This window comes from Burkholderia sp. MSMB1588 (assembly GCF_001546925.1).
Classification (GTDB): domain Bacteria; phylum Pseudomonadota; class Gammaproteobacteria; order Burkholderiales; family Burkholderiaceae; genus Burkholderia; species Burkholderia humptydooensis.
Window position 1 is genome coordinate 183,297 of record NZ_CM003770.1, and the last position, 19,504, is coordinate 202,800.

The following is a 19,504-nucleotide window of genomic DNA, read 5'->3' on the forward strand; positions in this document are numbered from 1 at the left end:
CTCTCCATCACTCCGAAAACAGGGCGGCCGCCCGCGGCGACACCACGGCGAGACGTTTGACCATCATGGGGTCGCGATATGCGGGCGCAGTCATGACGGCGGTATCGAGCGCACGATCGCAGCCGCATGGGCATGCGTCGCGATGCGCGCCTAGCCGCGTGATCGCCTCGGCCACGAACCGGAAGACCGACGCGTTGATATCGGTCATTCGTTTCGCGACGATCGCTGCGTTGACCGCATCGTGCGCATCGTGCCAGCAATCGAAATCGGTCGGAATCGCGACGAGCGCGTAGCAAAGCTCGGCCTCGCGGGCGAGCTTCGCTTCCGGCATCGCAGTCATGCCAATCACCGTGCCGCCCCATTGGCGATACAGGTTCGATTCGGCGCGGGTCGAGAACTGCGGACCTTCCATCACGACATACGTACCGCCGTTCTTCGCGCGGATGTCCGCAGGCATCGCGCTGTCCGCGAGCGTCGCGCGCATGCGGGCGCAGACCGGATCGCCGAACGGTACGTGGCCGACGAGTCCCGGGCCGAAGAATGTCTTGTCGCGCTGGATGGTCCGATCGATGAACTGGTCGATCAGCACGAACGTGCCGGGAGGCGCGTCGTGTGTGAGGCTGCCGACGGCACTCACCGACAGCAATTGCGTGCAGCCGACGCTGCGCAGTGCCGCGATGTTCGCGCGTGCGTTGATGAACGACGGTGGAATGGTGTGCCCCTCCCCGTGGCGCTGGACGAACGCGATGCTCGCACCACGCAGTGTTCCGAGGGTCACGGGCGACGAGGGCTTGCCGAATGGCGTGTCACATTCGACGACCTCCAAGTCGTCGAGACCAGGCAGATTCCGTAAACCGCTGCCGCCGATGATGCCAACGCGAGGCGTCTTACTCATTGAAACTGGATGCGTCACATGTCACCTCTCGTTTCGAGTATTGAAATTTCGTGCTGAAAGTACACCAGACGCTCGTACAGCTCGGACAACGCGCTCGGCGCGTTGCCGCGGCGCACGAGCAGTCCCTCGCTTGCATTTTCGGTGTAACGGGGCTCGTGGATCTTCAGATGCCTGTCGATCGCAGGCAGGAAGTTCCAGCGCACGCCCGGGTATAGCGAGTGGACGAGGTGGTATGCATCGGACGTCGGCGCGATGAACAAGCGGACCAGCCACCCGCTCACGCCAAAGTAATCGGTCGGTCGCCCGGCGAGATATTCGATGTCGAGCCGGTCACGTACGGGGCCTTCAACGAACCAGCGATGCTCGGTGAGCAGTGAGATCCATGCGAACACCGGATACGATGTCACGAGCGGGACTAGCCAGCCGAACACGACGCCCTTCCCTCCCCCCGCCCAATACAGAACCGCCGCCGCGATGGCGACCGCGATCCAGCGCGCGACGGCCGTCGCGACCGAATGGTTCAGCATGCTGTTGCGCGCCATCGTCACGATGTTCGCCCAGGCGCCTCTCGGCGTCAGTGGATACAGGAGCCGCATGTAGAACTCGAACGGTGACAGGCCGCTCGTGTACCCACCCGCGCGCACGCGTGCGCGGTTCGGATCGAGTTCCGGATGATTCGGATGCCGGTGGTGCTCAACGGTATGCGTCTGATGGCGACTGTGCATGTCGCGCTTGAAAACCGGAAACTGATAGAACACGTCGCTCAACCACCATTGCCATGCGTGGGAGCGACACAGCGCGAAGTGCACCGCGTTGTGCCCGAACTCCTGGAGCGCGCGCATGCGTCCGCCACTCCACAGTACGACGGCGAGCCACGCGAACGGCGACGCAAAGTGCGATGCGAGTACAACACCCGAGACGATGTCGAGCCATGTCCATGCGAACGGCAGTGGCGCGAACCATGCGTCGAGCGGACGGTAGTAGTGCTCGACGTGCTCCGGCAGCCGGGGCCGCAGGCGAAGCAGTCGCAGGATGCGCACGCTGTCGCGATAGTAAAGTGCGACGGCAGCGCGCATCGCAAGGGTGGTCGCGATAAGGGCGACAAGCGTCGGATCGACGAGACTAGCCATTCCGGGCACTCCTTTCGTCGTCGCGCGTGCGCCATGCTGGCGCCAGTTGCGCGAGTAGATCCGCAAGCCCGGCGCAAACACGTGCGCCGCTGCCGCGCAACCGCTGCACGTCCTGATGCCCTGTCGAGACAAGTACCGTCTGCCAGCCGATCGAGCGCGAGACCTCGTAATCGTGCAGCGTGTCGCCGACGTACAGCGTCCGTTCGGGCGGCCTGTTCAGCGTCTGTTGCAGCTGTGCCGCTTCGACAACCTTGCTGGTCGCGCGATTGTCGGAGAGCCCGACGATCTGCGCGAAACGTCCGCGCAGGCCTTTCGCATCGAGCGTGTCGAGCAGGATGTCGCGATGGGACGCGGACAGGATCGACACGCCGACGCCCGCCACACGTGCGGCGTCGAGGAGGTCGAGCGCGCCTTCGTGCAGCTTGCATTCCGCAACCTGGGGGTCGAAGCTTTCGAGGTAGTGCCGGACGATCATCGCGAATGGCGTCGTCGAGAAATCGAAGCCGAGCGCTGCATAGAAATCCGCGATCGGAAAGCCGAATAGCGCACGATAGCGCTCGCGGGTGACGGGCGGGACGCCAAACCGTTCGCCGCAGCGGTTTACCGACAGTACGGCGAGATCGATGTCGTCGATCAACGTGCCGTTCCAGTCGAACACAACATGTTCGATATGAGGAAGTATCGAGAGGTTGTCGCTCGTCATCGAAATGTGCGGGGCAGGATGGAATCGAGCGTGATGCGCGAAGCGATCGCCGGCGAATAAAGCCGACTGGGCGGCATCACGAGGTTGGTCACGCCGATCTGCGTTTCGAGCGCGCGTCGGTTGAGCGCGGACAGGCGGCCGAGCCCTGCGCCGTACCAGTGGTGAAAACGGGTGCCCCAGTTGCGTTCGCCGAGCGTTTCCGGAAAGCGCAGATCCTCGGTCGTCGCCATGTGCCAGGCGCCGTCGACGACTTCGCACAGCTTGCGCTGCATGTCCCGGAACGGCAGAGCGCGCTCGAGCGCGGCGTCGATGTGAAGATCGATGCTCTCGGCCTCCAGCGCGCAGATCGTCATGCCCTGGCTATACAGCGGATTCATGCTACTGAGCGCGTCGCCGACGACGAGAAGGCCGGCCGGCCAGCCAGCAATGCGGTCGTAATGCGTGCGCCGGCTGCCCGGCATCCTGAACGTCGCGACGTCCGACAGCGGTTCGGCATCGCGGATCACATCGTGAATGTCCGGCACGGGCAGCGCCGCCAGCGCGCGCAGGAACTCGTCCTCGTCGTTACCCGGAAAATGGCCGAACCAGCCTCCGGTCGTCACCATCCAGCGGTCTCCCTCGATCGGGCTGATCACGCCCATCGAGCGCTGCCGCGGCGCGCTCGGCAGTACGAGCAGCACCTGCCAGTGTGCGGTCTTCGACGCAATTCTGCGATAGATGCGCGACGCGTAGCCGAGCTCGGTCTTGACGACGCTCGTTTCCACTTTGCCAATTCCGGCTTCGCGCAGCCAGTCCGGCATGCGTGTACCGCGACCGCTCGCATCGACGACGAGATCGGCGGGCACGAAACGTTCGCCGGCGTCATCGGCGAGATGCACGCCGGTCGTCGCGCGCGCGTCTGGCGGCCCGGAAAATTCGGGCCGCATGACACGCGAGCCGGACAGAATCTCGATGCCATTGATGCGCGCTGCGTGCGCACGCAGCGCATTGTCGATCAGACGCCGGCTGCAGTAGTGCGCGTGGATGCCGTTGCGATAGCGGTTCTTCCAGCGGCCGCCCTGATACCACTTCACATCGTGACCGAGATCGGCAACGAGCGCGCCCTCGCGTTCGAGCACATCGAGAAAGCCAGGAAAGATACGCTCGATGATCTGTTTGCCACGCAGCAGCAGCAAATGGACGTGATGCTCCTGGGGCACGCTTTTGCGCGGGCCGGTCTGATCGAAGAAGTCGCCTTTCTCGACCAGCGTCACATGCTCGAAGCGACGCGCGAGCACGGCAGCCGTCAGGCAGCCGGCCACGCTGCCGCCGATCACGACCGCGCGATGTCCACGGCGAGGCGGCGCGACGTTGTCACGCGGGGACGTAGTCATTGAGCACCTTCGCAATGTAATCCAACGCGTCGTCGGTCAGATCCGGATGCAGTGGCACCGTCGTCAGCGAACGCAACAGACGCGCGGCGTTCGGGCATGCGCGGCGATAGAGTGCGAGAAGCGGCAGTTCGAACAGCGGCTGGTTGTCGTACTTGCCGATGTCCGACGGGATGCCATGCCGTTGTTGATGATCGACGAGCTGGCGACCGTCGTGGCCGACCGCCTGCAATAGCAGCGCATAGCCGTTCGGCGTGCCGCCCTGCGCGATCGGCAGTTCGCGGAACGCCGAATTGTCGAGCCGCGCCAGCAGTCGTTCGCGATTGCGCAGCCGTGCATCCAGATGCGGCAAGAGGCGGCGCGAGCGCACAAGCCCGAGCGCGGCCTGCAACCCGCCCAGTTTCAGGTTGATGCCGACCGTCTCGCCCGTCAAATTGCCGAAGCGCGTATAGGCCCGAATCCGCGCTGCGCGCGTGTCGTCGTCGGTCATCACGAAGCCGCCTTCGCCCGTCGACATAAACTTGCAGTCGTGGGTGCTGAAGCAGCTGATTTCGCTGTAACCGGGCAGCCACACGCCGTTCAACTGAGTCAGATGCGCGTGCGCGAGATCCTGAATCAGCGGGATGCCGGTGTCGCGCAAAAGCGCACGGGTGCGGTCCGGCCGGTTCGGATAACCCCACATCGGCACTTCGATTACCGCACATGTGCGTTCGCCGATGCAGGACTCCAGATCTGCTTCGTCGAGGCCGAAACTGTCGGGCGCGACGTCGCAGAAGACTGGCCGCAGTCCCATGGACAAGATCGGCAGCACGGTGCAAATCGGACAAGTTGGCGCAACGACGACTTCGTCGCCCGGTCGCCAGTCAACGCCCGACAGTGCGGCGGCCACGGCGGCTGCGCCGGACGATACCGCAATCACGTGCCGCACGCCGTATATCGCGGCGATCGCGGATTCGTATTCCTCGACAACACGCGCCGTTCCGGACAGCCCCGTCTCGAGGGCAAGTGTCAGCGCCACGAGGTCGTCGGGCGTGTCGTGCGAGCAGGTCTCGGCGATGCGGGGCGGTACGGTTTCGACATCGTTCGTCAAGCTATCACCCCCTCGTCAACGAGATTCCACGCCGCAGCGTCGCGGTAGAGACGGTTGACGAGGCGACGAAAGTTGGGAAACATCCGCAGGTCGTCCAGCTGCTCGTAGGTGAAAAAGCGCGCATGGTCGTTTTCACGAGCCGCGGGGCACGCGCGCGCGCTGGTTGCGCACAGATAGACGAGATCCACGTGGTAGTGCGGTTCGCGCTTGTCGTCGATGAACTCACAGAGCACCTGGTACGGTCGGTGGAGAACCGTCACGTCGGCGTCGCGGTCGGCCAGGTCGCCGTCGCGTTCGCCGACGAGCGTCGCGCGAATGCCGGTTTCCTCTTCGATTTCGCGCAGGACGGCCGCGTCGGGCGTTTCGGCAGCCTCGACGTGGCCGCCCGGGTAGAGCCAGACGTCCAGCTTGCGATGATGCAGCAACAATAGTTCCTGATGCGGATTCATCACGAGGCCCGATGCAGTGAAATGCCGCTCGAGCGTCGTGCGGTCGTGGGAATGTGCCATGATCACGCCGCGTCGTAACGGTTGATGCATGCCGCCATGTAGTCTAACTCGTCGGTCGAGACGCCCGGATGCACAGGAATCGTCGTCATGCCGGCGAGCAGCGCCTGCGCGTTCGGACAGGCGACGCGATAGCGCTCGAGCGCCGGGAACTCGTACAGCGCCTTGCAGCCGTAGCGCTTGATGTCGGAAGGAATGCCGAGATCGTCGAGATAGTCGATGAACGCGCGGTTGTCGGCGAAGCGTAATTCGAGGTTGAGGAAGTAGTAGTTCGGACTGCCCCCTTCGACGATCGTCTTCTCGCGTACCTTCGCGTGATCGAGCCGCTCGAGGAAATAGCGGGCGTTACGGCGGCGCTGTTCGATCTGTTCGGCGAGCGACCCGAGCCGGCTCCTGCCGAGCGCGGCCGGTAGCGCTGCAAGCTTGTAGTTCAGGCCGAAGTCCGTGCCGTTCAGGTTGCCGAAGCGGCTGTAGTCGCGGCTGCGCTGCGCGAGCTCATCGTCGTCGGAGAGTAGGAAGCCGCCTTCGCCCGTTGCGAGCGGCTTGCGCTCGTGCGTACTGAAGCACGACACGTCGCCGAACTGCGATAGCGGCCGGCCATGCAGCGTAGTGCCGTGCGAGTGTGCAAGATCAAGGATCAGTTTGATGCCGAGTTCGCGCGTAAGCGCTTGCAGTACGTCGACTTCGGTCGGATATCCCCACATCGGAATGTCGATCAACGCGCGCGTCCGTGGCGTCCTCCGCGCATGCACCGAAGCGGGGTCGGCGCCGAAGCCATGTTCGCGCGTGTCGACAAACACGGGCGTGGCGCCTGCGGCAAGAATCGGATAGACCGTGCAGAGCGGACAGCTCGGCGTGAGCAATACGTCGTCGCCAGGCTGGACCCCCGCCGCATACAGCGCGACGCTGAGCGCAGCGCCGCCCGACGACAGAGCGACTGCGTGCCGCGCGCCGAACCATGCGGCGAGATCCTGTTCGTATTCGGTCACAACGTCGCTCGTCCCGGAAAGAGAGCGGGCGAGCGTTTTCTCCAGCGTGTCGACATCGTTCGCATAGACGACGCGAAATTTGTCCGACACTGTGCGCCGTGCGGACACTGCCGCTTCGATAGGGAAATCAGAGGACATTGGAACCGGCCCCAAGGTTGGTGTTGGCAAGGATTCCGTAGTTGTCTCGGCGCACGTCGTATGACGGAACGGCGGAAAACGCTTGCGGCGCTGCGGCATCAAGCAGATCGTCAGTGCAGATCTGCTCGATGACGTGATAGGTCGGCAGCAAGCTTTCGAAGCTTGCTTCGAATGGTGCCTGCCGACGGATCGCATCAAAGAAGCCGAACAGCTCGCCGTAATATCCGCTTCGTTCGTAGCCTGAATCGAGCGGACCCGGTTGCCACGCGCCGCGCCAACGCTTTCCCGCGCCGGTCGGGCGCGTGCCGTGCTCCGGTTCGTGCAGCGTGATATTCCAGAGATTGTCGAGCTGGACCATCGTCGAATTCGAACTCACGAGCTTCATGTCGAATTCGAAGTACGGAAACATCGTGCCACACAACAGGCTCGCGGTTGCGCCCGCCGAGAACAGCAGCTCGGCGTTGACGATCAGCGAATCGTCGTGCCGCTGTACGCGCGACTGGATGCCAGTCAATTCGCCACCGCCGAACGTGATGCCAAGGTCGATCGTGTGGATGGCCTGTGCAAGCAGGAACGACCGCAGGGTGGAGTCGAGCCCCCACATCGGCGCGCGCGGCTTGCTCGCGTAATGGTTGAGCTGGATATGGAGCGTACGTCCAAACTGCTCCGATTGAGTGATGGTGCGCAACTGCTGCACCGGCTTTGCGAACTTGAAATTCATGCCGACGCCCGTCACGACGCGCGAACGTCGATTCTCCCGCACCAGCATTTCGAGCTCGGCCAGCGTGAAGCATGGCGGCTTCTCGACAAATACGTGAATGCCCGATTCCATCGCCTGAAGCGCTATGTCGCGATGAGCTTGCGGAGGACAGGCGAGGACGAGCGCGTCGGGCGAAGTGAGCGACAGCATGTCATCGATGCTGTCGGTGACCGGAACGTCGGGGATGAAGCTATGAATCCTGGCGGCACTTGAGGCGGAAATGTCGCATACGGCGATAATGCGAACATCAGGCATCTGCAAAAGAGTCGGTAACAGATTTTCCTGCATTTGGGAGCCAAGACCCACGACGCCGATATTGATTACGGTTATCTACCATCTCCATATTTTTGAATTACGGCATCGGTTCAAGTTCCATTAACGCGATGACGTTTGATAAAGTATAGGGTCACTATGACATTAGATCTACCTGAAATAAATAGCAGCAAGGTGGTTGCCTTATGTTGTGAAGCGAGCGAAATTTTCCCACATATTGGATAACAGTTTAATCGAGTCGGACCTGCAGAACTATTCCGAGCGTGATGTGGCAAGGATTTGCGGGTCATGCGGGAGTTGCTGAACTCCCAAAAACGATAGCGACCTGATTCAAAATCTGGGAGTTCAGGATCGCTGCGATGAACGACGATTTCCTCCAAAGCCGCCTTGATGCCATGATTGATTTACGCCACCCGCTCGCGGTGCTCGCGACACGGATGCCGAGGGCGCAGATCGAAGCGTCGTTCGCCCGCTGTTCGCGCGTCGCGATCGCGCGAGGCAGGCCGCTGAAGCAATCGATCTGTTCGGCGTGGCACTGAAGCTCGCCGGCGCTGATGTGAGCACGGCCGGCAGGCCGCGCTTGCCGATCCGGTTGATGACTGGACTGTACCTGAAGCACGCGTACAATCTGTCGGACGAGATCGTGTGCGAGCGCTGGGCAGAGAACAATTACTGGCAGTATTTCTGTGGCGAGGAGTATTTTCAGCCGCGCCTGCCGTGCGATCCAACGAATCTGGGGCGATTCAGTCAGGCCCTGGGCGAAGCCGGTGTCGAGGAATTGCTGGCAACGACGATTGCGGTGGCCATGGAAATGAAGATCGTCGCCCCGAACGAGTTCAAGCGGTCGCGGTAGGGACGATGGTTACCCATCGCCCCCGCACAGATCCGTACGTGCAGAACTACTGCATACGGCTCTTACCAAAGGTGTTGACGCGAAACCGCTCGGTCGGATGCGGATGGACGAGTCGGCATGGCGGCAGGTATTTGTGGAGCAACCATTTGAAGCGCGACCATGGCATGCGCCTGCGTTGACTTCGACGCAGCAATGCATGTCGCCATGTGCGGCCGACCTCTTGAAGTGAAGGAATCCGGTCAGCCGTCGCATGTTGTCGGGCACCGCATGATAGTTCAAACCTGTAAGGCCAACGGCATCGACCCGTACCGTTACCTCGCCTGGCTGTTCCAGCATCTCCCACTTGCGCAAACCGCCGGCGATTACGCGACACTTTTGCCTTGGAATAAACCGGTCGAGCACCGTTGATTAGTAACCCTATTGCCACCCGTGGCAACGCTGATTGCGTCGCATCAACACTGGTCATCGAGCCCAACACGGGTTGTCTGAATACTGACAGTACCCATATGCCTTAGTTCAGGATGCTCGTTGCACAGCATTTCATGAGTTTGCCCGTACGCATTTCGAATTGCCTGCACATCGTCAAACGGCGCGTTCGTGTATCCGATCGCCATATTTGCTACACGGTTGTACAGATCCTCGTGCTGAATATCGGTCGTCAGCGGTTCGAAGATCGGCCGACCGATCGACACTGGCATGGCGCCCGACGACGGATTAAATTCGTCGTCTCCGTTTGCCATCGACATGCCGACCGGCACCGTCTCTGCGAACGTGTGATACCCACCATAGTTCATGAATGCGGCAATGCCGAGCGTTGCTGGCTCGACGACGTCTGCGCGGCCATAGAGCGGTTTGTCGGAGAGCGTGTTGAGCGCGAGTAGCACGTCGCACGTGCCGCCCGATTGCGCGCCGGCTGAAGGCAGCCCGCGCAGGTTCGATTCGACTGCGAACGTTCCGTTCGGCTGCCAGCGGTTCACGCCGACGCCGTGCGGAAACGCGTGCGCGTCGAGTGCCTCAAGGAACGTTCGCTCGGTGCCATCGCTCGCGATCGCGAATAGGTTCTGGTAAATCTCCATAACCGGATGATCCGGCGCGATCTCCGTCGCAGACATCATGAACGGTCGCTCGGGCAGCCCGCTAGCGCCCGGCTCGATAGGTGCACCCTGCCGCGCGATCCCGTTTATGTTTCCGTAGCTCGCGTCTGCGTGCAATGCTGCGCGCAAACGGGCCTCGACAACAGGATCGCTCGAAGTCACCATCACATTGCCAAAGCCGAGTCCGTGCTGCGCAGCAGATGTATAGATGCCGTTTACTGGCTCACCGTCGATGAGCGGCACACGTTCGCTGCGCATTCGGCTCACCGCGTCGTCGAAGTTCGTCGTACGCGTGCGCTGCGTGAACTGCGCATAGCGGTCGGCAAACTGTTCGGCCACGCCATTGCCAAGCGGCTTCAGCATTTTGCGAATGGCCTCGACATTTTCCGGTGCATCTTTAACCTGCATCAGTTGCCATACCGTTGTGCCGAACGAACTCAGCATCTTGATCCGCGACAGTAGATCCCTTGCGTCGCGCCCTGGCATGTAGCGGCCGTCGTCGCCGATGATCGGGCTGCGCAACTCGGTCATTATCCAGTTGCGGACCCCTTCCGATTCCTTACCAGGCGGTTGCCGGCCAATCTGATCCGACGTCGGCTCGAGCGGATTCGTCAGTGTGCGCTGGAACACCTGACTCATTGACTGCCGTTGCCCCTGAAACATCACCGGCGTGTCCGCAAGCTGACCTTGCGGTGTGAGTACGGATTCGAGCACTGTCGAGAGTGTGTTTCCGAAACGCTGATACACTCGGCCAACGTCCCCCGGATGATCAAGCATTGCCATGCTAAGCCCAGCCTCAAACAGGCGCCCGTTCGTCAGCGCGAGTTCCTGCGCCTCGTCGAGTCGAATCCCGGCCGCAGTCGACACGAGTCGACTGGCATCGATTTCACCCGCTCCGTTAGAGGCGGACTGAGCAATCTGTTTCAGCTCGCCCCCCTTCACCTCAGCATATAGACGGATTGGTGGGAGGTTCACATTGATACTTGGCATGGTCGCTTCGGGTCTCGGATAAAACAAGTGTCGTCATGTTGCACACCTTCTGCCAAGGGCGCTTTCAAATTTCGATCGCGCATTTCGGAAACAGATTCCTTGTCTGGACTACTCTGCGCTCGAGTCCTTTCTGATAGACGTCGTTAATTGACCGCATACGTTCATTCGGCCTGGCAAGCCGGTGGAGAATGCCTATATCGAGAGCTTCAACGGGTGGTTCACTGAGTGCTAGACGCCCATTTCTGCGCGCTTACAGATAAGTATCCCCTTGTTTTGTGATGCGCCCGAGCCGCGACTTTCCACCGCTGCTGTTCTGCTTGGGCACGATGCCTAACCATGCGGCCATCTGCCGGCCGTTCTTGAATTGCCGCGCGTCGACCACGGTTGCCACTGCAGCCGATGCAGTGAGCCGACCGACGCCGCATACGCTCATGCAACGTTGAGCTTGCGGGTCGTGAGCGGCGTGTTCGTTGATTTGCCTTTCAAGCCCGCAATTTGCTCATCCAGCGCCTGCCATTGCATCCAGCCACGCATTAACGATTGGCGCGCCGGCCGAGCCAACTCGTTGGGACGACACGCCCGATCCGGTTCTTTGGGCGGCGGTGGACCGGCTCGATGCGGCGTGGCGCGATAGCCCCGACTACGTCGGCGCAGAGGGTCGCGGATCCGACCGGGACGGCAAATATCAAGCAGTCGGCGAACTTTTGCGGCACGCGATCGGCACGCGATCGGCACGCGTCGGATTTTCATTCCCACCATATCGCTAGTCCACGGCATTGCCGTTTTCACAGACGGATGCCACCGTTTCGAGTGGTTGCGCGATCACGGTCTGAGCGCATTGCCGGTCGAGGTTGACGAGGAGTCCGCCGAGGCGTGTCGGGCCTGCTTTGAGACCACTGAACGCGTTGGGCGATTGGACCTCGCTGCGAATTGAAAAATCGGTCCGCCCGTTTTCGGGGCGGACCGTCCATCAATGTGGCAGATGCCATATAAACCAGATCAACCGTGCCGCTTGGTAAGCGAGGCCGGCCCCTGCAGCGAGCAGGTCGATCCACAGGACCATACGTTTCAGTCTCATGTTTGGGCGCGTCAGGCGGCTCCAGTCGTTGAAAAGTACCGACTGAAGGCGTTCAAACAGCACGCAAATTTTGATGAACACCGTCCTCGCAGATCGCCGGATCAGTGCGGCCCCTGCAACTAAAGAGCGTCGACGCGACGTTCATCGCGGCTAGCGGAGCGTGCCTGTTTTTCTTAAGATTGCTCGTGGACAGCGAAGGAGGCCGGACATGAACCCATTACTCCAGGACATTCTCACTGCTACCGAGCAGCATGGGGTAAGCAAGGAGGTTCCATGGGGCCAACTGCGCCCGCTGTTGGGCGGCGCAACCGACCGAGAACGCATGCATGCATTCATGCTCTGGTGCGTAAAACACGGCCGTGTTGCAACCGCACCCGATCTCGCCGGCCCGGCCGGGCTCCCGGATGCTGCGATGATATCGATCGGCAGACAGTAGGCGGAACAAATCGTATGCCCAAGCTCCCAATCGGCGCCAAATTCTCACGGACCTGCCCGGATCTGTACAACTGCGGCCAACTGACGAAAGAGGAAAAGGAAGGTCGCCGCATTAGTGTCCCTACGTGACCGCGGCAGCCGAAAAGCGGCCGATCATCCAATCAGAGTGTCTCAAGAAGAAAGCGCTGGTCAGCATAATGAAAGAATGATGCCCGGCCGGTCGACATCAGGGAGTCGGCCAGTGCCGGTGCAAGGACAATGAGAAGGATCTCGATCATGTATGAAAAGCAGATGGCGCTTCTCGTCGACACCCTGGAGCGGATAGCGGACGACTACCACGGGCATGAGCAAGCTGTTCTGGACGCCATCGCTGAGTGCGAGCAGGCGCTGGAAGATGAGCGAGAGGGAGCGATCGGGCCGTGGGAGCGCCGCGAGCTCGACTACGCTCGCGTGGCCGTCCATGACGGTTTCCGGAGAGTTGCATTGATGGCGGCGGAGAAAGCGCTGATTGTCAGCCAACTATCGCGCGACGAATACGAGTACGGGCTGAACTACGGCCGCTCGAACTAGGCGACGACGATCCATGAGTTACGACCAGAACGACGCCGCAATCGATGAAATGTACGAGCGCATCGGCGAGGAATTGTATCCGGCGCATCGCGCCCAAGCGATCGGGGAGTTCACGGCAGAGCGTCTGAAGTCCTACTACCTCGCCCACCCGATGGTGATGCGACCCGCGGTCGATGCGTTACAGGAAGCAAAGCGCTTGAAGGGGAACGGACATCACGCTGCCGCGGTCGTGTTTTGCGCGACGACCATCGAATTGTTCATGAAAGCGACGCTATTGCAGCCGATCGTCTATGGTCTCGTCCATAACGACGCGCTCGCCGGTGTTATTGTCAAGCACGTACTGGGTCAGACCGGTTTCGAACGCTACCGTAAGCTGCTGTCGCGGCTCTTCCAAGAGCTGGCCGCGTTGGACATCACCGCTCTGCGTCGAGAGGGCGAGTCGGTTGCGCTCATCGATGAGAGCTGCCGCGTCCAGGAGTTGCGAAACGCCATCGTTCACAGCGGACAGACCTGCGACGCAGCTTCGGCTCAGCACGCGCTCGACGTCGCCGTGGCGGTATTCGACAAGATCGTGGTCGATGTGCTGTGGTCGATCGGCGTTGCGGTGGGAGAAAAAGGACACATCGCACCCCGTCAATTCGCCCAGCAGCCGTGAGCGCACCCGAACAGATAGGCCAAGAAACCGCCCCGCGTGGGGCGGGCGAAGGTTGAATGGAGGGCTTGAACCTGTGCCCGGAACTGATCAAGCAACTGCTCCCTGGAACGCTGGACCGGGCGACGCTCAACGAGCAGCTCGCCGCGCTCAAGAAGGCGTCTTCGCGCGGGCCGCCGACCAACTGGCGATCGCGTACCCGAACGCGGCCGCGGATCTGCACTACGCGAGCACGCACTGGCTGGGCCACATGTTCGCGAACTACGGGCCTGGACGCCGGCGCCGACATCCTCGACATGCGAGAGCTGCTCGGCCACGCGAGCCTGGGCACGAAGACGCTCTACACCAAGGCGAACGCGGTGCGTCAGTTCCAGTCGGTCGAGGCGTTGTTCAACGCGGCGCTCGATGGCGCGGATCCGCCGGCGCCGGCGGCCGCCCGCGCGCGGCGCCGAGCGCGGTGTCGCACGCCTTCAGTCCGGAGGCCGTCAGCGCTTCGGCAACTTGAGGTGCCCCGACAACACCGCCTTAGCGAGATCGGCCTCGCTCATGCCCATGCATGATCTGGTCGATGGCGCCCTGAGACAGTTCGTTGACCAGCATGAGAACTCCTCCCTCGACGCCGACAGTTGATTGGCATGTACCCTCGGCAAAAGCTGGCCACCAGCCGGATCAGGGCCGCAGGCTTCCCGAGACGGCGGGACTGGTTTCATGGACGCGATGGTGTGACCACGACTCGTCATCAATATGGGAACGAAGATTGGTGTTCTGAGCGGTTAGCGGACCTCAGATCCCACGTGACGTTACCCGCTCGTCGCCAATCAACTAACGAAGTTAAACTTGCGAGCGTCGCTCTTCCAAATGGAAGACATAGACAGATGCCGCAAGTGCAAGCGCGCACGCAAACAACATCATGCCAAATGGTGAATATCCGGCATTTTTCGCAGTCAAGATAACTCCAGTTCCGGAAGAAAACAGGAATCCCCCCCTATCGTGATGCAACCTGCGAGACCAGCTGCGCTTCCCGCTAGTGTTGGATGCACCGAGACGGCGCCAACATTCGCACATGGACTCGAAAGGCCATTGCCGATTCCGACGAGCATGCAGGGTGCGAGCACCCAGAATACTTCCGAAGTGCCGAGCATGGCGATAGTAAGACTGATCAATGGACCGAAGCACGCCAGAATACGTCCCCAAACCATGGTTCTCGCAAGCGACCATCGTTTCGAATAGCGTCCGGACAAAAAACTCCCTGACATAAACCCCAGTGTAATGGCTCCCATGTATGCGCCTAGTGCCGCAGGCGATAAGTTGAACGATATTTTTGCAGTCATGGGTACACCGGTGAGGAATGCATAGAATGCACCGGTGGAACAAGCGAGGCAAACCGTATAACCCCAGAAACGGTTCGAGCGGAGAAGAATCGGATACGCTTCGAGCTGCGCTTTTATCGACCTGGAAATATTGGTCTTGGTCTCGTCAAGGTCGATCCAGCAGAACACGAACAACAGCGCCCCCACACCGGCAAGCACCCAGAAGTTGGCGCGCCAGCCGAAGATTTCATCGAGAAAACCACCCAATGCTGGCCCTAACATAGGTGCTAGCGCCGCGGCCGTCGCCGCGTAGCCGATCTTTCCTGCCGCCGCCTCCTTTCCAAAGACGTCTCGGACTGCCGCTATCGAAACTGGGTAACTAGACGTTACTGCAGCCTGAACAAACCGGGACGCAAGAAATGACCATGCGTTGGTCGCGAGGGCACACCCTAGTGACCCAATCGTGAACAAAGCAAGACTCAATAAAATAATCGGCCGACGACCGAAGCGATCCGACAGCGGGCCCATGAAGAGCTCAAGAATCGCGGAGAGTCCCGCGTATCCGGCTAGCGAGAGGCTCATGACCGCATAGTCAACGTGTAGATCGCTGCAAATATTAGGCAACGACGGTAAAAATATACTCAGAGGCAGAACCGAGCACGCGCAAAGAAGAGTGACGACAACCAAGTTCAAAGACGGCGCTGATTTTGAAATACCTATTTCTTTGCTTTCCATCGCTTTCTTTCCTTGCGGTTTGTAAAAAACGCGGTGGCATACGCCAACGCTACCGGTTGGAAATGCTGACAAGAGGGCGTATAGAGCACCGGCAGGTTCCCGCAACCGCGTAGAAGTCTCCCAAAATTTCCTCGATCGCAAGCAGATCAACGTCGTCTCCGAGATGCTCGAGCAGTGGTGTACCAACGTGATGCGCTCCAAGGTCGAACCCATGAAGGAGGTTGCGCGCATGATCCGCAAGCACTTCGACGGCATCGTCGCCTGGACCCAGACGCGTCAGACCAACGGCTTCCTGGAGGCGCTCAACGGCCTGTTTCAGGCCGCCAAGCGACGCGCGCGCGGCTACGCCAACCTCACCGCCATGCGTACCGTGCTGTTCCTGATCGCCGGCAAGCTCGACTTCGCTTCGATCAACCAGCATGCTGGCGTAACCCACTCAAATTTCAACAGAGCCAATTTTCTCGACCTGCAACGGCGCACCATTTTCTTCATCAACGTCCCCATCGGCATGGTAGCGCTGTATTTTTCTCGCCAATTGAAAGACGCACGGCCGATGCGGAAACAATCCCTGGACTGGATCGGCATTGCGCTGTCGAGCATCGGGATCTCCATCGCATTGCTCCCGTTGCTGATGATTTCCGCGTGGAGTTGGAATTTTGAAGCAACGTGCTGATATTGACAGACCTCTTCACCCTATATTTTTCTGCATTCCATGAAAACCGGTACGCGGCAACGGACACGTCCCACTCGTGGACATGAAACTCCTTTGAAACATGCCATTCGCGAAAGAATCGCTGCTGGTTATGTGAATCTATGTAAACGCAGGCTCATTTACGCTGAGCTTCTCCATGCTTCTCCAATTTGACCTGAAAATGAATCCGTTTCAGGCCGGCATGATTTATGTTTCCACCAGTATCGGATTTTCGCTTTCTCCCCTGTTGATGCCGAGACTGGTCAATCGCCACGGCCCCTGGTTCATTTTTCTGGGCGCAATCTTGTATGCCGCGAGCGTCGTTCTCTTGATGATCGTGGTGATGCATATCCCGATTCTCCGGTTCCCGTGGCTCTTGCTGCCCGCGCTGTTTGCACTGGGGCCCACTCAAGGTATGGTGATGACGCCGCTCCTGAGCATCAGGATAGCGACCGTACACGGCGAGTGCGCGGGCAGGCGGCCGGGGGTTCTCTCCACTTTGCAGCAGTTGGGAGCCGCGTTCGGCGTGACTGCCGCCAGCACGATCATGCAAATTGCGCTCAGGAAACTGTTGGACCTGGACGCGCTTCCTCAGCTTCAGAGTGCATTCGTCTACAGCATGCTGTTCAACCTCGCGGCCGTCGTGATCGCCAGCCTGCTCCTGCGCACGTTGCCGGAACGGCCCACAGCGCGTCTGAAGCGGCAGCGTTCCCCCGCCTCCCGACCTGGGCGTACAACGCAGCGTTGATGCACGGAACCTCACCGGAACTGATTTTCATGCACAATTCGACCTGCGAAGGGTCATCAACGACAGGTTGGTTACAACCGTTTCATGGCCTAGACTTCTGACTTTTGCATACGAGCTTCCAATCTGCATGATGAGATACAAGACCAGCCAGCGCGAGCAGGGAACGCCGAAATCTCCCCGCACCAAGCCAGCCGAAGTACGTTTAGACGAATTGATGGCCGCGGCGGAAAAGTTGTTCCTGGAGCAAGGCGTCGAGGCCACCACGATCAACGATATCGTCGAACTGGCTCAGGTTGCCAAGGGCACCTTCTATCATTACTTCGCATCCAAGCACGAATTGCTGACTGCCATGGGCCAACGCTACACGGCGCAATTCCTGGACAGCCTGAAACAAGCCGTCGACGCGTGCGCCGAGGACGATTGGTTAGGTCGACTTTGCACCTGGATCCGCACGAGCATCGAGGTCTACGTCGAGACATATCGCACGCACGACATCGTGTACACCGACCATCATCATCACAACCGCAGCAATCGCGAAAAGAACGCCATCCTCGACCAGTTACAGGACATTCTTGACGGCGGCGCGCGGGCAGGCGTATGGCAACTTGCGCAATCACGCGTCACCGCCCTCCTGATCTACACGGGCGTGCACGGCGTCACGGACGACGCGATCGCAGCTCAGGAGACGGATTGCTCCAAATTCGCCCGTGATGTCATCGCGGTCTGCCTGCGCATGGTCGGCGTTGCCGACGACGGGCAGCCGCCCAAGCCGCGCCGCCGGTCGCGCCAGGCAGCCGGCCGTGAAAATCCGGCCGACAGTTCCTGAACGCTCATGCATGGAAAGCGTGCCCGGTTCAGTCAGGCGTGCGCCGCGTCAACCACGATCAAGCAACAACGCGCCAGACTCGCCCTTCAGCCCCTTGGTGGTTCCAGACAGTGTCGATTATTCGATATGCCAACGTTCTGTTGCACGCATAAGCTGTCGCTCCTCGGCTACTGCGGCGAAGCAGCCGAGGTATCGCAACCATAACTGGAGCCTCTATCGACGCACTACTTGTTCGTCGGCGCCACCTGGAGAGCGGATCGCTCGGTATGAAAGAAGAGCAATAGGCATGCTATCAACAGGCAGACCACACCGGCGCATGCCATGGCGAGTGCGAAACCGCCGGCCATGGCAGACCGATACAGATCGGAGACCCATGCTTGCTGCGTCGGCAACATATGGTCCAGCACTGCACTCCTCGCCATTCTTGCAGGATCGCTCGCGCCCGCCGCCGCGACCGAAACCGTCAGTTGGCGGACAGCGCAAACGCTCATTGCGCTGCCCAGCATGGCGATCCCCAAGGTCATTCCGGTTTGGCGCAAAGCGTTCATCGTAGCCGACGCAATGCCCGAGCGCTCCGAAGGCGCATACCCCATGACCATCATGCCGGTTGCGGGCACGGACAGCCCCATCCCCAGCCCCAGGACCGCAAAGACCAGCTTGATCACGGCATCGGACGTCCATGGCGTGAAGGAAACCATGATGCATAGCGCCAAGCCGACCAACGCGTAGCCCGCAACCATCAGCAATTTCAGCGAAAAACGCGCTGCGAGGCGACCGAACAAGAGCGATGCCGCTGCCATCACAGCGAACTGCGGCACGAGTTGCCAGCCAGCCAGCGCGGGCGCACTTCCTTTCGCTTGCTGAAGGTAGAGAGACAGAAAGAAGAGACTGCTGTAGGCCGAGAAGCCAAGCGCAAACGACGCCAGATTCGCCAGTGCCAACGAGCGGTTGCGGAACAACTGCACGGGAAACAGCGGCCGCGGCACACGCGTTTCGATCCAGACGAATGCGACGAACCCCACCAGGGCGATGCTCAAAGGCTTCATCACCTTATCCGGAGAGGTGCCGTGCTCACCGATCCCGATCAGGCCGTAGCTGAGCATCCCCAACCACACCATGCTGAGCACCTGCCCCACCGGATCAAACGCCGCGTGATCGGGATGCTTGCGTTCCGGGATGCCCCATGCGCCGAGCAATGCTGCGGCGATGCCCAGAGGGACATTCACGAGGAAAACGCTCTTCCAGCCAACATGCTCGACCAAGAGCCCACCAAGCAACGGCCCGGAAATCAGCGCAAGCGCATTGAAGGCGGACCATCCGCCGATCGCGCGAGCGCGTTGGCGCGGATCCGGGAACGCATGAGTAAGGATAGGCATGGCGCCGGGAATCAGCAATGCACCGGCGATGCCTTGAATCGCGCGCCCCCACAGGAGCATATCGAGGCGGCCTGCCGCCGCGCAGGTAATTGATCCAAGGACAAACAAAAGAACACTGCCAAGCCACACTCGCTTATGCCCATAGCGGTCCCCCAACGGCCCGGCCGACAGCATCACGGCCGATAGGGCTATGGCATACACGTTGACAACCCATTGCAGGCCGGCTAGATCGGCCCGCATTGCCAGTTGAAGGGTCGGCAGCGCTACGTTCACGATACTGATATCGATAGAA

At 60.5% G+C, this 19,504-nt stretch carries 18 protein-coding genes and 3 pseudogenes; 9 read left to right on the top strand and 12 right to left on the bottom strand.

Annotation, left to right across the window (positions count from 1 at the left end; translation table 11 throughout):
• Nucleotides 1-7 precede the first annotated feature (7 nt).
• The 8 genes from mtnP to WS92_RS00665 are packed head-to-tail and all read right to left on the bottom strand — an operon-like array spanning nucleotide 8 to nucleotide 7,869.
• Nucleotides 8-913, bottom strand: coding sequence for an S-methyl-5'-thioadenosine phosphorylase (gene mtnP / locus WS92_RS00630; protein WP_231755968.1), 906 nt, complete (start codon nucleotides 911-913; stop codon nucleotides 8-10).
• Complete coding sequence (locus tag WS92_RS00635) at nucleotides 910-2,025, bottom strand: fatty acid desaturase family protein (RefSeq protein ID WP_059933241.1); 1,116 nt, start codon at nucleotides 2,023-2,025, stop codon at nucleotides 910-912. Before WS92_RS00635 ends, mtnP begins: the two co-directional genes overlap by 4 nt.
• Nucleotides 2,018-2,728 carry an HAD family hydrolase gene (locus WS92_RS00640; protein WP_059933243.1) on the bottom strand — a complete coding sequence of 237 codons (711 nt, stop codon included), beginning with the start codon at nucleotides 2,726-2,728 and terminating at the stop codon, nucleotides 2,018-2,020. The genes WS92_RS00635 and WS92_RS00640 overlap by 8 nt, the downstream gene beginning before the upstream one ends.
• On the bottom strand, nucleotides 2,725-4,101 hold the full coding sequence (locus WS92_RS00645; RefSeq protein ID WP_059933246.1) for an NAD(P)/FAD-dependent oxidoreductase: 1,377 nt from the start codon (nucleotides 4,099-4,101) through the stop codon (nucleotides 2,725-2,727). Before WS92_RS00645 ends, WS92_RS00640 begins: the two co-directional genes overlap by 4 nt.
• Nucleotides 4,082-5,188 carry a DegT/DnrJ/EryC1/StrS family aminotransferase gene (locus WS92_RS00650; protein WP_059933249.1) on the bottom strand — a complete coding sequence of 369 codons (1,107 nt, stop codon included), beginning with the start codon at nucleotides 5,186-5,188 and terminating at the stop codon, nucleotides 4,082-4,084. The genes WS92_RS00645 and WS92_RS00650 overlap by 20 nt, the downstream gene beginning before the upstream one ends.
• The gene (locus WS92_RS00655) at nucleotides 5,185-5,697 is read right to left on the bottom strand and encodes an NUDIX hydrolase (protein WP_059933251.1); all 513 of its coding nucleotides are present in this window, start codon (nucleotides 5,695-5,697) and stop codon (nucleotides 5,185-5,187) included. Before WS92_RS00655 ends, WS92_RS00650 begins: the two co-directional genes overlap by 4 nt.
• A gap of 2 nt (nucleotides 5,698-5,699) precedes the next feature.
• Nucleotides 5,700-6,920 (bottom strand): DegT/DnrJ/EryC1/StrS family aminotransferase, encoded by a 1,221-nt coding sequence (locus WS92_RS00660; protein WP_197420772.1) that lies wholly within the window; start codon nucleotides 6,918-6,920, stop codon nucleotides 5,700-5,702.
• A complete protein-coding gene (locus WS92_RS00665) occupies nucleotides 6,811-7,869 on the bottom strand; it encodes a Gfo/Idh/MocA family protein (RefSeq protein ID WP_197420773.1) in 1,059 nt (352 codons plus the stop codon). Before WS92_RS00665 ends, WS92_RS00660 begins: the two co-directional genes overlap by 110 nt.
• 344 nt (nucleotides 7,870-8,213) lie before the next feature.
• Between WS92_RS00665 and WS92_RS35470 the strand changes: the two genes are divergently transcribed.
• From WS92_RS35470 to WS92_RS36200, 3 genes and pseudogenes are all read left to right on the top strand, one after another.
• Nucleotides 8,214-8,393 (top strand): hypothetical protein, encoded by a 180-nt coding sequence (locus WS92_RS35470; RefSeq protein WP_082743826.1) that lies wholly within the window; start codon nucleotides 8,214-8,216, stop codon nucleotides 8,391-8,393.
• A 23-nt stretch (nucleotides 8,394-8,416) separates the two neighbouring features.
• Nucleotides 8,417-8,650, top strand: a pseudogene (locus tag WS92_RS00670) (transposase); the annotation flags it as partial.
• Nucleotides 8,651-8,899: 249 nt separating this feature from the next.
• On the top strand, nucleotides 8,900-9,115 hold the full coding sequence (locus WS92_RS36200; protein WP_242425348.1) for a transposase domain-containing protein: 216 nt from the start codon (nucleotides 8,900-8,902) through the stop codon (nucleotides 9,113-9,115).
• 44 nt (nucleotides 9,116-9,159) lie between these two features.
• Here WS92_RS36200 and WS92_RS00675 read toward each other — a convergent pair whose 3' ends face one another.
• Together WS92_RS00675 and WS92_RS30505 are read right to left on the bottom strand one after the other, a co-directional pair.
• Entirely contained in the window at nucleotides 9,160-10,791 is a 1,632-nt protein-coding gene (locus tag WS92_RS00675; RefSeq protein WP_061083799.1) for a hypothetical protein, read from the bottom strand.
• 253 nt (nucleotides 10,792-11,044) lie between these two features.
• Nucleotides 11,045-11,236, bottom strand: a pseudogene (locus WS92_RS30505) (transposase); the annotation flags it as partial.
• A 1,344-nt stretch (nucleotides 11,237-12,580) separates the two neighbouring features.
• Between WS92_RS30505 and WS92_RS00680 the strand changes: the two are divergent.
• Genes WS92_RS00680 through WS92_RS36205 form a run of 3 tightly spaced genes read left to right on the top strand, consistent with a single transcriptional unit; the run spans nucleotide 12,581 to nucleotide 14,086 of the window.
• Entirely contained in the window at nucleotides 12,581-12,874 is a 294-nt protein-coding gene (locus tag WS92_RS00680) for a hypothetical protein (RefSeq protein WP_059932897.1), read from the top strand.
• Nucleotides 12,875-12,887: 13 nt separating this feature from the next.
• Nucleotides 12,888-13,529, top strand: a complete 642-nt coding sequence (locus WS92_RS00685) for a hypothetical protein (RefSeq protein ID WP_059932899.1) — start codon at nucleotides 12,888-12,890, stop codon at nucleotides 13,527-13,529.
• Between the two features lie 56 nt (nucleotides 13,530-13,585).
• Nucleotides 13,586-14,086, top strand: a complete 501-nt coding sequence (locus WS92_RS36205) for a hypothetical protein (RefSeq protein ID WP_231755959.1) — start codon at nucleotides 13,586-13,588, stop codon at nucleotides 14,084-14,086.
• Nucleotides 14,087-14,470: 384 nt separating this feature from the next.
• Here WS92_RS36205 and WS92_RS30520 read toward each other — a convergent pair whose 3' ends face one another.
• The gene (locus WS92_RS30520; RefSeq protein ID WP_231755957.1) at nucleotides 14,471-15,571 is read right to left on the bottom strand and encodes a multidrug effflux MFS transporter; all 1,101 of its coding nucleotides are present in this window, start codon (nucleotides 15,569-15,571) and stop codon (nucleotides 14,471-14,473) included.
• Between the two features lie 130 nt (nucleotides 15,572-15,701).
• Between WS92_RS30520 and WS92_RS30525 the strand changes: the two are divergent.
• The 3 genes and pseudogenes from WS92_RS30525 to WS92_RS00705 all read left to right on the top strand — a co-directional run.
• A pseudogene (locus tag WS92_RS30525) lies at nucleotides 15,702-15,995 on the top strand (transposase); the annotation flags it as partial.
• A 424-nt stretch (nucleotides 15,996-16,419) separates the two neighbouring features.
• Nucleotides 16,420-17,010 (top strand): MFS transporter, encoded by a 591-nt coding sequence (locus WS92_RS00700; RefSeq protein WP_059932903.1) that lies wholly within the window; start codon nucleotides 16,420-16,422, stop codon nucleotides 17,008-17,010.
• Nucleotides 17,011-17,140: 130 nt separating this feature from the next.
• Nucleotides 17,141-17,836, top strand: coding sequence for a TetR/AcrR family transcriptional regulator (locus WS92_RS00705; protein WP_015603725.1), 696 nt, complete (start codon nucleotides 17,141-17,143; stop codon nucleotides 17,834-17,836).
• 224 nt (nucleotides 17,837-18,060) lie between these two features.
• Here WS92_RS00705 and WS92_RS00710 read toward each other — a convergent pair whose 3' ends face one another.
• Nucleotides 18,061-19,485, bottom strand: coding sequence for an MFS transporter (locus tag WS92_RS00710; RefSeq protein ID WP_231755958.1), 1,425 nt, complete (start codon nucleotides 19,483-19,485; stop codon nucleotides 18,061-18,063).
• Nucleotides 19,486-19,504 lie beyond the last annotated feature (19 nt).